Annotated in this window: 11 protein-coding genes and 1 pseudogene; 9 read left to right on the top strand and 3 right to left on the bottom strand. The window is 48.5% G+C overall.

Going from position 1 to position 10,712, the window contains the following annotated elements; all coding sequences use genetic code 11:
* Positions 1-113 (bottom strand): annotated as a pseudogene (locus H6F88_RS30315) (photosystem II D2 protein (photosystem q(a) protein)); the annotation flags it as partial.
* A gap of 386 nt (positions 114-499) precedes the next feature.
* Between H6F88_RS30315 and H6F88_RS30310 the strand changes: the two are divergent.
* From H6F88_RS30310 to H6F88_RS30270, 9 genes are all read left to right on the top strand, one after another.
* Positions 500-1,072, top strand: a complete 573-nt coding sequence (locus tag H6F88_RS30310; protein ID WP_190646549.1) for a photosystem I assembly protein Ycf4 — start codon at positions 500-502, stop codon at positions 1,070-1,072.
* Between the two features lie 47 nt (positions 1,073-1,119).
* A complete protein-coding gene (locus H6F88_RS30305; protein ID WP_190646548.1) occupies positions 1,120-1,908 on the top strand; it encodes a peptidylprolyl isomerase in 789 nt (262 codons plus the stop codon).
* Positions 1,909-1,917: 9 nt separating this feature from the next.
* A complete protein-coding gene (locus H6F88_RS30300) occupies positions 1,918-3,030 on the top strand; it encodes a beta-ketoacyl-ACP synthase (RefSeq protein WP_190646547.1) in 1,113 nt (370 codons plus the stop codon).
* Between the two features lie 24 nt (positions 3,031-3,054).
* Positions 3,055-4,635 carry an FAD-binding oxidoreductase gene (locus H6F88_RS30295; RefSeq protein ID WP_190646546.1) on the top strand — a complete coding sequence of 527 codons (1,581 nt, stop codon included), beginning with the start codon at positions 3,055-3,057 and terminating at the stop codon, positions 4,633-4,635.
* A gap of 77 nt (positions 4,636-4,712) precedes the next feature.
* Complete coding sequence (locus H6F88_RS30290) at positions 4,713-5,537, top strand: SirB1 family protein (protein ID WP_190646545.1); 825 nt, start codon at positions 4,713-4,715, stop codon at positions 5,535-5,537.
* A 199-nt stretch (positions 5,538-5,736) separates the two neighbouring features.
* Entirely contained in the window at positions 5,737-6,411 is a 675-nt protein-coding gene (locus tag H6F88_RS30285; RefSeq protein ID WP_190646544.1) for an amino acid ABC transporter permease, read from the top strand.
* Between the two features lie 31 nt (positions 6,412-6,442).
* Positions 6,443-7,096: an amino acid ABC transporter permease gene (locus tag H6F88_RS30280; RefSeq protein WP_190646543.1), complete on the top strand. Its 654-nt coding sequence runs from the start codon at positions 6,443-6,445 to the stop codon at positions 7,094-7,096.
* A gap of 16 nt (positions 7,097-7,112) precedes the next feature.
* Positions 7,113-8,012 carry a transporter substrate-binding domain-containing protein gene (locus H6F88_RS30275; RefSeq protein WP_190646542.1) on the top strand — a complete coding sequence of 300 codons (900 nt, stop codon included), beginning with the start codon at positions 7,113-7,115 and terminating at the stop codon, positions 8,010-8,012.
* 48 nt (positions 8,013-8,060) lie between these two features.
* A complete protein-coding gene (locus tag H6F88_RS30270) occupies positions 8,061-8,849 on the top strand; it encodes an amino acid ABC transporter ATP-binding protein (protein WP_190646541.1) in 789 nt (262 codons plus the stop codon).
* Positions 8,850-8,868: 19 nt separating this feature from the next.
* Here the strand turns inward: H6F88_RS30270 and H6F88_RS30265 are convergent, their stop codons facing one another.
* Together H6F88_RS30265 and H6F88_RS30260 are read right to left on the bottom strand one after the other, a co-directional pair.
* Complete coding sequence (locus H6F88_RS30265) at positions 8,869-9,816, bottom strand: bifunctional helix-turn-helix transcriptional regulator/GNAT family N-acetyltransferase (protein WP_190646540.1); 948 nt, start codon at positions 9,814-9,816, stop codon at positions 8,869-8,871.
* Between the two features lie 136 nt (positions 9,817-9,952).
* The gene (locus H6F88_RS30260; protein ID WP_190646553.1) at positions 9,953-10,417 is read right to left on the bottom strand and encodes an SRPBCC family protein; all 465 of its coding nucleotides are present in this window, start codon (positions 10,415-10,417) and stop codon (positions 9,953-9,955) included.
* Positions 10,418-10,712: the final 295 nt, after the last annotated feature.

The following is a 10,712-nucleotide window of genomic DNA, read 5'->3' as shown; positions in this document are numbered from 1 at the left end:
AAGAGCAAAAGACCAGACCAGCCGATGAAGACGAATCTGTCGCGCTTGAGCCAGTCGTCGAGGACGTCAAACCATCCTCGTTCCGCTTGGGCGCGCCCCATTGCTATGGTCATTTCATAACCTCTTAATATTCATCAAATCCTCAAAAGGGCGGCAGAATAACTCTTTTACTACCGTAAAAGAGACTCTGCTAGTAGAAAAGGCGGACTTTTAATTTAGCGTCGGCAGATGCTAAATAGCTGACTCTTCGATCAGCGCACCTTTCACGCCTGCTCTTTGACGAGCAACCGACGGGTGTTACCGGATAGGATTTAACGTTTCTATATGATAGGGATATATGAAAATTTTTACAATCTGACACGATAATCTCAGCAACAGATTTGTGAAAAATCCTGTCTTATCGCCTTGTTCCATGTCACAACTCCCTTGAGGTTAGATAATGGGGACTGAACGTTTCCTCTAATTCTGAACCGACTTCATCGAACCTGAGCGGATCATCATGGCTACACAAACCGTATCTACAACCGACAAAGACAAAATATTCCGTCAGCAAGTTTTGGGGTCGCGTCGTCTCAGCAACTACTGGTGGGCAACTGTGATCACCGTTGGTGCCACTGGCTTTCTGCTGTCTGGAATTTCTAGCTATTTCCAAGTCAACCTGCTGCCCTTTTCCGATCCCACTCAGCTGATTTTTATTCCACAGGGACTCGTAATGGGTTTGTATGGAACGCTGGGTCTGCTGTTGGGAGCTTACCTCTGGCTAATTATTACCTGGGATGTAGGCGGTGGGTATAACGAATTTAACCGAGAGACTGGGTTGGCCACCGTGTTCCGATGGGGATTCCCAGGAAAAAACCGCCGAATTGAGGTGTCTTATCCCCTAGAGGATGTGCAGGCAATTCGAGCTGACATTAAGGAAGGGTTGAACCCTCGTCGTGCACTCTATCTACGCGTCCAGGGTAAGGGAGAAACGCCACTAACTAGAGTGGGGCAGCCATTGCCACTGTCTGATTTAGAAAATCAGGGAGCTGAGTTAGCTCGTTTTCTCGGTGTGCCTTTGGAAGGGCTATAAAGCGCGAGTAGTGAAAGGGCTTTTCATTAAGAGTTTGGTTGATAAGAATGAAAATCATGATTAATCAATGGGTTGTATCAGTTTTTGTCGTGGTGGCTCTGCTGGTTGGAGGATGTTCGCCCGCAGCAGATACGACCTCAACGACAGATCCTGCTGCGACCGAAACTGCCTCTGTTCCGGCGGTTGAGGCAAGCCCTCAAGCGGCGGACTTGCCCCGCCTGGAAGGTGAGGCAACGGTTGAAATGGTTGTTAATGGTTCAACTATTACGATTCAGGTAGACGGAACCAATGCACCCATTACAGCGGGAAATTTTGTTGACCTTGTACAGCGTGGAGTTTATGACGGGTTAACATTTCACCGCGTCGTGAAGCAGCCAGAGCCGTTTGTGGTGCAGGGGGGCGACCCGCAAGGCAGCGATCCAAATTTCCCAGCGGAGCAGCTGGGAACGGGCGGTTTTATTGACCCGGATACTTCTGCACCCCGTTACATTCCTTTAGAAATCAAGCCAGAAGGCACAGAGGAACCTGTCTATAGCCAAACTCTCGATCCGGGTGGCGCACAACCTGTGTTAAAGCACACGCGTGGTGCTGTGGCGATGGCTCGGTCTAATTTGCCGGATTCGGCTTCGTCTCAGTTTTATTTTGCGTTGTCTGATCTGAGTTTCCTCGATGGTAGCTATGCCGTGTTTGGCTATGTGACTGAAGGGATGGATGCAGTAGATCAGATTCAGCAGGGCGATCGCATCGAGTCTGCTAGAGTCACCGCCGGAGCAGAGAACCTGCAAGGTGGCGGAGCCGCAGCTTCAACCGATGCACCTACCGAGGAGCCCCAGTAGTCCTTTGCGGTGGAAGTTGTAGTTACAGGAATTGGGCTAGTTTCAGCGTTAGGAAATCTGGAGCAAACCTGGAGGCGATCGCTCTCTAAAGAAACCGCAATCTGCCTCCAGCAGCCCTTTCCCGAATTAGCTCCACGTCCTCTAGCGCTAATTGGCAATTCTCCTAGTGCGCTGTTGCCTCTAGTGCGAGTGGCGATCGCCGCTCTCCAGGATGCTGAACTGGAGCCTCCTTTAACCGATTGTGGGATTGTCGTCGGGTCAAGTCGGGGACAGCAGGCGCAGTGGGAAAAGCTGGCGCGATCCAGACAAAACGGAATTGAAAATTGGCTGGAAACATTACCCAATGCAGCGGCGATCGCCACCGCCCATCAGGTAGGCGCAGTTGGACCAGTGCTATCCCCAATGGCGGCCTGTGCAACGGGACTGTGGGCGATCGCTCAAGCTTTTGAACTGATTCAAACCGGGCAGTGCGAAAGGGCGATCGCCGGAGCTGTCGAAGCCCCTATCACGCCGCTCACCTTGGCTGGCTTTACTCAGGTTGGGGCACTGGCTCAAACTGGAGCTTATCCCTTTGATCGCTATCGAGAAGGACTGGCGCTAGGGGAAGGTGGCGCAGTCTTTGTGCTGGAAACGGCAGAGTCAGCTAAAAAGCGAGCGGCAAAGGTCTACGGACGCATTCTCGGTTTTGGCTTGACGGCAGATGGCTATCACGTCAGCGCTCCTGATCCCGATGGGCGAGAAGGAGCGATCGCCATTAAGCAATGTCTGGAGCGAAGTGGCTTAACTCCAGAGGCGATCGGCTACATTCACGCTCACGGTACGGCAACTCAGCTAAACGACCGCAACGAGGCCCGCTTAATTCAGCGAATTTTTCCCAAAGGAGTGCCCGTCAGTTCTACCAAAGGCTCGACGGGGCATACCCTAGGCGCTTCCGGGGCATTAGGAATTGCCTTTTGCTTAATGGCGCTAAAGCATCAAATATTGCCACCCTGTGTTGGCTTGAGTCAGCCAGAGTTTGCTCTCGATTTAGTTATCGAACCTCGCCGCGTGACGATTCAAAACGCCCTTTGCCTTAGCTTTGGCTTTGGCGGACAAAATGCGGCGATCGCCTTAGGATGCTGATATTGCTGCGCTACCTAAATTCCTATGACCCTGACCGAAGAAATTCTCTCGCAGTTACCTGGCGACGTGTTGGGTGGGCTGCGCCATGCCGATCGGCTGTGGCAAAGCTATAAACAAGACGAAATTCCAGCTACTTCAGTGGTTGAAACGAGTGCTGAACCGCTGCAAAGCGTGGATTGGGACGTGGTCGTTTGCGGCGGCACCTTAGGAATTATGCTGGGCTGCGCCCTAGCTCAGCGGGGTTGGCGCGCAGCAGTTTTAGAGCGGGGAATTTTGCGCGGGCGCGATCAGGAGTGGAATATTTCACTCAAAGAGCTAGAAGTGCTGGCGGAGTTAGAGTTGCTGAGCCAGGAGGAATTGGAAAGAGCGATCGCCACCCAATACAATCCTGCCTGCATCCGATTCCTGGATGGGGTTGAGCTTCAGGTTAAAGATGTTCTCAACATCGGCGTTGATCCCGTTTACCTGCTGGATACCTTAAAAGCAAAATTTTTAGCGGCTGGTGGACAGCTTTTTGAACACACCGCGTTTAGCTCAGCTACCATTCATCCGAATGGGGTGAATGTGTCAGCAGGAGAAGGGTTTACCAGCCGTTTGCTGTTAGACGCGATGGGGCACTTCTCACCCATTTCCCAACAGGTGCGAAAGGGACAAAAACCAGATGCCGTTTGTCTGGTCGTTGGCAGTTGCGCTCAGGGATTTCCAGAAAACCCTACGGGCGACCTGTTTGCTTCTTTCACACCGCTGCAAAACCAGTGCCAGTATTTTTGGGAAGCCTTTCCTGCCCGTGATGGCAGAACGACCTATCTGTTTACTTACCTGGATGCCCATACCGATCGCCCCAGTTTAGAAGACTTGTTTGAAGATTACCTGCGCCTTTTGCCGGAATATCAAAACGTTGAGTTGGAACAGTTAACTTTTCAGCGGGCATTGTTTGGATTCTTCCCCTGCTATAGGCAAAGTCCTTTACAGCCAGTGGGCGATCGCATCCTGCCCATCGGTGACAGCAGCGGCAGCCAATCCCCCCTCAGCTTTGGTGGCTTTGGCGCAATGATTCGCCATCTGAGACGTTTGAACGAAGGCATCAATCAGGCACTCCAGGCTGATTTGCTTGATCGCTCTGCCTTAGCCTTACTCCAGCCCTACCAACCGAACCTGTCCGTCACCTGGCTATTTCAACGGGCGATGAGCGCTGGAGTCAACCAAAAACTTGATCCCGACCAAATCAATGCCCTGCTCTCGGCTGTATTTGAGCAAATGGATCAGCTTGGCGATCGCGTTCTCAAGCCTTTTCTACAAGACGTTGTGCAATTTCCTGCGCTCTCCCAAGCAATACTGAGAACTGCACTATTTCACCCTGGCGTAGTCCTACGCGTCATTCCTCATGTGGGCTTGCCTGCTCTGTTAGATTGGACAATCCACTACTCAAACCTCGGCATTTACAGCCTTCTTTCCCCTCTCGGACAAATGGTAGAACCCTGGACAAGAACGCTGACTTCAACCCAGCAATACTACTTTCATCGCTGGCTAGATGCCTGGAAATACGGCTCCGGAGGCGACTATGAAGAGGGACAGGGGCTAGGGAGGATGAAGGATAAAGGATGAAGTAGATAGCATGGGAATAGGTATGAACAAAATGCTTTCCCTAGCCCCTATCCAAACCTTAATCCTTAATCTCTATCATGGACTTCCCCCGCGCACGCCAGCTTTTTTACCAGGAGATTCGCCAACCTGACGAGGCGATCGCCCTCTCCAGAGCTGCACTCTACATTGCTCAGGAAGAATATCCAGACCTGGACGCAGAAGAATACACCAACGCGCTAGATACAATGGCGGCAGAAGTCGAGGAGCTTTTACCTAAAGAGCAGTACCCGCTGCGAATTATTAAAACGATCAACCAATACCTTTACGAAGATTTAAAATTTGTAGGGAATGTTGAAGATTACTACGATCCCCGCAACAGTTATTTGAACCAGGTAATCGATCGCCGCACCGGAATTCCGATTACGCTCTCTCTGGTTTATCTCGAAATTGCCCAACGGCTTGACTTTCCAATGGTGGGAGTGGGAATGCCCGGACATTTCCTGATTCGTCCTGCCTTGGATGAGATGGAGGTGTTTGTCGATCCGTTTTATCAAGGGGAAATTTTGTTTCCGGCGGACTGTGAAGAGCGACTAAGCCAACTTTACGGCAAACCCGTAGAATTGCAGCCAGAATTTGTCGAGGCGATCGCCCCTAAAAATTTTTTGGCGCGAATGCTGACCAATCTCAAAATGCTCTACCTGAATCGTGGAGAAATACCCAAAGCCTTGGCAGCGATTGAGAGAATTTTGTTGCTGTTTCCCGATGCGATCGGAGAGAGGCGCGATCGTGGCGTGGTTTACTACCACACAGGTCGCTGGATAGAAGCCAGTCAAGATCTGGAATATTACCTGGACAACACACCCGATGCAGAAGATGCCTCAATGCTACGCCAATTACTAAAGCGGATTAGTGACGATTCCTAAATCTGCTGAGTGGTAATCCTAAATTTATTCAAAGTCGTAAAGATTATTGTATAAATTTCACTCTGTATTTCAAGGTACAAAAGCAGATTGGTCACTATGTTTCTATAAGCTGCAAATAGCTGCTGAACTGTTTGATTAAAAAGTTTGATTCAGAGTCAGTCAGCAAACTTTAGATCCTTAAGATCTGCGGTGCTTTGAAATGAATTACGCATTCGACTTTGGAGTCATTTGGGATAACGCTGGAGTTTTACTGGCTGGAGCCTGGTTGACTTTCAAGATATCGTTATTAGCCATTACCTTTGGCTTAATCATTGGCATCATTGGTGCAGCCTTTAGAACTTCTGAAAATCGCATTTTAGATGGAATTGCGCTTGCCTACGTTGAGATTATTCGAAATACACCCTACCTGATTCAGCTTTTTTTCATCTTCTTCGGACTGCCCAATTTGGGGCTTAAGTTATCCGCAGAGCAAGCTGCGATTTTCTCACTAGCGGTTAACTTTGGAGCTTATTCAACCGAAATTGTGCGGGCAGGAGTACAAAGCATTGCCAAGGGACAAATCGAAGCAGGATTGGCGATCGGGTTTAAGAAGTTAGCGGTGTTTCGCTACATTGTTTTGCCGCCTGCGTTAGCTAATGTTTATCCCGCCTTAATTGGGCAGGTAATTTTGGCAGTCTTGTTTACGAGCGTTGTCTCACAAATTGCGGCAGAGGATTTGACCTTCGCTGGAGATTATCTAAACGCTCGTACCTTTCGCAGCTTTGAAATCTATTTCACGATCGCCCTGATCTATCTAGCAATTGTTTGGTTAATCAAGCTCTTGTCTTTTCTAATTGAAAGACGATTCTTTGAGTTTGCTAAGTACAGACGCTAAGTAAGATATTTGAGCACAAAAGCTAAAAAAGATGGACGAATTTACTGTCTCTCGAATTTTTATTAATCTTCTAATTGCTGCAAAGTGGACAGTTATTTTGTCCCTGATTGCCTTCATCGGTGGAGGTATTGTTGGGGCTGCGATTACCTTAATGCGGATTTCTTCAAATAAGTGGCTCAGGGGAATCAGTTGGGTATACATTGAATTTTTTCAAGGTACACCTCTGCTGCTGCAACTATTCCTGGCATTTTTTGGGCTATCGGTCGCTTTTGGCATCAACCTATCACCGCTGCAAGCAGCAACCCTAGCACTTACTGGATTTACCAGTGCATTTTTAGCAGACATCTGGCGAGGTTCGATTGAAGCCCTTCCTCAAGGGCAATGGGAAGCGGGTTCTGCAATCGGGTTTGGCTATTTCAAACAGCTTCAGCTGATCATTTTGCCCCAGGCAGTAAGGCTGTCAGTTGCTCCCACAGTTGGCTTTCTGGTGCAGGTGATTAAGGGAACTTCGCTGGCTTCCATTATCGGATTTACCGAACTGTCTCGCGCCGCAACTCAGATTAACAATGTGACTTTGCAATCCCTGCTGATTTTCTCGCTGGCAGGGGTGATCTATTTTCTGTTGTGCTATCCCCTTTCGACTTGGAGCCAGCACTTAGAGCGAAAACTGAGCTACAAAGCCTGAGCAGGGAGCGCTAAAAATGGTTTGGGATTTGTTAAAGGCACTGTTTTACACAAAGCTGCGACGAGTGTTGGCTTTGTTTTTCACCAGTTTGTTAATCACGATAAGTATTGCGTCCTGCTCTGCTGGAGAAGACACCGCTTCGGTGCGATCGCTAGCCACCATTGAAGCTGAAGAAATTGTCTTGCCCCATGCAGACGGTTCAACCCTGAGCAGAATTATGGAAAGGGGCACCGTCAGAGTTGCGGTTCCCGATGACTTCCCTCCTTTTGGTGCGGTCAACACCACGATGCAGCTACAAGGCTATGACATTGATGTGGCGAATGAAATGGCTAAAGGGCTGGGGATTGAGCTACAGCTAGTTCCGGTTGTAGGGAACTACCGGATTCCGTTTTTGCAGACCGATCGCGCCGACATGGTCATTTCCAGCTTAGGAAAAAACGCTGACCGTGAAGTGATTATCGACTTCTCTGAACCGTATGCTCCCTTCTTTTCTGGAGTCTACGGCGGCCCGGATATTCAGGTTTCTTCGCTTGAAGAACTGAATGGGCAGACGATAGGCGTTTCACAAGGTTCTCTGGAAGATCTAGAAATTTCCAAGCTACCCACTGGAACAGTTGAGGTCAAACGCTTTGCCAGCAACAGCTTAACGGCTTCTGCCCTGGTCTCTGGACAGGTTGAACTGATTGCAACCGGCAACGTAGTAGCTGCCAAATTGATTCGTGATAACCCCGATCAGCAGATTGAGAGCAAATTCATCATGAAAGACTCTCCTTGCTACGTGGGCGTGCGTAAGGGTGACACAGAGTTTTTAACAGAAATCAACACTATCATCGCTGACTTAAAGCAGTCTGGGCGCTTAAACGAAATCTCGGTTCAATGGTTTGGTGAACCGTTACCGACCAGTCTCGCGAGCTAAATGACCGATGGCGATCGCACTCATCCTTAAAACAGGAGCACATCAGGCATGACATCTTTTGAGCCTCAAATCAATGCAGCAAGTACGGCAACCTTGGGCACTGAACCTATCATCGTCGCCAAAGATGTAGAGAAATGGTACGGCAACGGGTTTCACGTGCTTAAGGGAGTGAGCCTGACGGTGAATAAGGGTGAAGTGGTTGTGCTAATGGGTCCATCGGGGTCTGGCAAATCTACCTTTATTCGCACGTTTAATGGACTGGAACCCTATCAGGGCGGCAGCATTGAAATTGATGGAATTGCGATCGCTCACGACAACAAAGGAATTGAACTGGTGCGCCGAGAAGTCGGCATGGTATTTCAACAGTTCAACCTGTTTCCTCATCTGAGTGTGTTGAAGAATATCACGCTGGGTCCAATTCACCTGCGAGGAATGTCCCCAAGTGACGCAGAAGAACTGGGAATGAGTTTGCTCGATCGCGTCGGCATTTCTCACCAGGCAAATAAGTATCCAGGACAGCTTTCAGGTGGGCAGCAGCAGCGAGTGGCGATCGCCCGTGCCCTGGCTATGCGTCCTAAAGTAATGTTGTTTGACGAACCGACCTCAGCGCTTGACCCAGAAATGGTGAGAGAGGTGCTGGACGTAATGCGAAAACTGGCAGAGTCGGGCATGACGATGGTGTGTGTCACCCATGAAGTCGGATTTGCTCGTGAGGTCGCCGATCGCGTCATCTTCCTGGCAGAAGGACACTTGCTCACAGACACAACTCCTGATGAGTTTTTCAATCATCCCAAAGATGAGCGAGTGAAGAAGTTTCTATCTCAGATTTTGCATTAGTTGCTGTAAACCTGTTTTGCTAGTTGAGTTTAAGCTCCATTTGAATATTGCAGCGCTCATAGTGTGAAGACGGTCTGACCACTTTTTGAAACCCTAGCTTTTGGTAAAGATTGATCGCAGGAGCTAAAGCAGTATTACTTTCTAGAAACACCGTTTTTGCGCCTAATTCGTGTGCTTTGTTGATCGCCGCTTGCCCTAACAGCCAACCGATTCCTTTACCTTTAGCCGTTTCGGTGACTGCCATCTTTGCTAACTCATAGGTATCATCATCCACTTTGATCAGGGCGCATGTTCCTACTATCTCACTATTAGAGCGAGCCATATAAATGTGTCCGCCAGTTGCCAAAATCTTCTCGTTAGGATGATTGAGGGATTGACGGTCAGCTTCTTCTAGCTTGAAATATTTTTCGATCCACTCATAATTCAAGCGCTTAAACTCATCGTGAAACTCTGATTTGTAATCAATGATTTCAACCTGCTGACGTTCACGCACCTTATGGATTTCTTTGACCCGCTCAAAAAAGCTTTGATTCGCAAGTAAAAACTCAACTTCCTCGATCGCTTTCCATAGGTCATGCTGCATCTCTGCCAAGAGATCTTCAACCACTTGAGTGACATCAAGCTGCTGTTTATCAAGGTTAGGAATCAGTTGTTTTCCAATATCAGAAAGTTTTACAACACTTACCCTTGCGTCCTCAGCGCTTTTGTCAATCTTGACGAGTTTTTTCTTGCTCATCTCTTTGACAATTTGGCTTACAGACGGGTGTGAGTGACCGATCTTCTGAGCAATTTCAGTGATAGATGCACTTTCTTGATGGGAAAGCACATAAAAAACTGGAAACCACTTTGGGTCTAAGTTTGTTTCGTAGAGCGAATAGATCTTTGCAGCATCCTCTGTAAAAGTTTCGCTCAATCGCCGCAGACGGCTACCTAATGCCACCTTGCCGACTTGAGAGTAGAAATCCATAAGTATGTAAATGCTTACGTAACTAGCTACACATTATCATAAACGACACAAAGCCATCTTCGAGGGAAGTAACAGTACATCCTAGGGTCTAGGTGAGTGTTGGGTTTCGCTGTGCTACACCCAACCTACATTCGCCCTAAACTTTTTGCAGCCCTTGATAAACCTGCTCTGCCAAGCGCTTTAACCGTCGCAGCTGAGCCTGCATGTCTTGCTTAGTCCAATCTGCGGCAAATCGATCAAAGCCATAGCGGACGATCGTATTAGGAATCTCAAATTCAAATCGATTAATCAGATAAGTGCCGTCTTGATCAGGCTGACATTCCCAGCGATCGCGCCCTTTAAAGAACCCATCAAAGCCCCACACAATCAGCCCCGGTTCCCGCTCTAACACCACACTTTCTAGAGTCGGCTGAATCAATGGAACCTTAATCACAAAGCGGCTTTTGCTGCCGACTTCGGTACTCCATACGCCAACGGGATCGCAGCGTAAAGCCGGATTTAACCAGCGGTGCATCAAAGTGCGATCGGTGATACATCGTTCAACCGTCGTTGCACTGGACTTGATCTGAATCGATTGCTCAAAAACTTGACGAAATGGCATCCGATGCGTCGGAGTCACAACCTAAACTGCTACTCTACAGTAACCTTAAATTGATCTTGGCTGCTGCACCGCGATAGTTGCCCTTTTTCAGAACTTATTCCTTAAAAACGCAGGTTTTAGCGTATTATTCAGCACTAAGGTAGATGAAAGGCTCGGAGACAAAATTTACCCTTGCTGATGTAGCTTTTACGCAGTTTTGGTAATTTACGGTTGACCAGAGAGATTAAGCAAGGGAATCGCTGGTCAATCTAATGATAGCCACCTATGGTAGCTGCTATCTTCACGTTTGCTGTCG

The organism is Oculatella sp. FACHB-28, from assembly GCF_014696015.1.
Lineage (GTDB): Bacteria > Cyanobacteriota > Cyanobacteriia > Elainellales > Elainellaceae > JAAUTN01.
The sequence above is the reverse complement of the archived record's forward strand: the minus strand, read 5'-3'. Positions and strand labels throughout refer to the sequence as shown.

What these genes read in the sequence shown, in the direction of transcription:
- H6F88_RS30310 (WP_190646549.1), top strand. Translation starts at nt 500, where the DNA reads ATGGCTACACAAACCGTATCTACAACCGACAAAGACAAAATATTCCGT.
- H6F88_RS30305 (WP_190646548.1), top strand. Translation starts at nt 1,120, where the DNA reads ATGAAAATCATGATTAATCAATGGGTTGTATCAGTTTTTGTCGTGGTG.
- H6F88_RS30295 (WP_190646546.1), top strand. Translation starts at nt 3,055, where the DNA reads ATGACCCTGACCGAAGAAATTCTCTCGCAGTTACCTGGCGACGTGTTG.
- H6F88_RS30290 (WP_190646545.1), top strand. Translation starts at nt 4,713, where the DNA reads ATGGACTTCCCCCGCGCACGCCAGCTTTTTTACCAGGAGATTCGCCAA.
- H6F88_RS30285 (WP_190646544.1), top strand. Translation starts at nt 5,737, where the DNA reads ATGAATTACGCATTCGACTTTGGAGTCATTTGGGATAACGCTGGAGTT.
- H6F88_RS30280 (WP_190646543.1), top strand. Translation starts at nt 6,443, where the DNA reads ATGGACGAATTTACTGTCTCTCGAATTTTTATTAATCTTCTAATTGCT.
- H6F88_RS30275 (WP_190646542.1), top strand. Translation starts at nt 7,113, where the DNA reads ATGGTTTGGGATTTGTTAAAGGCACTGTTTTACACAAAGCTGCGACGA.
- H6F88_RS30270 (WP_190646541.1), top strand. Translation starts at nt 8,061, where the DNA reads ATGACATCTTTTGAGCCTCAAATCAATGCAGCAAGTACGGCAACCTTG.
- H6F88_RS30265 (WP_190646540.1), bottom strand. Translation starts at nt 9,816, where the DNA reads ATGGATTTCTACTCTCAAGTCGGCAAGGTGGCATTAGGTAGCCGTCTG.
- H6F88_RS30260 (WP_190646553.1), bottom strand. Translation starts at nt 10,417, where the DNA reads ATGCCATTTCGTCAAGTTTTTGAGCAATCGATTCAGATCAAGTCCAGT.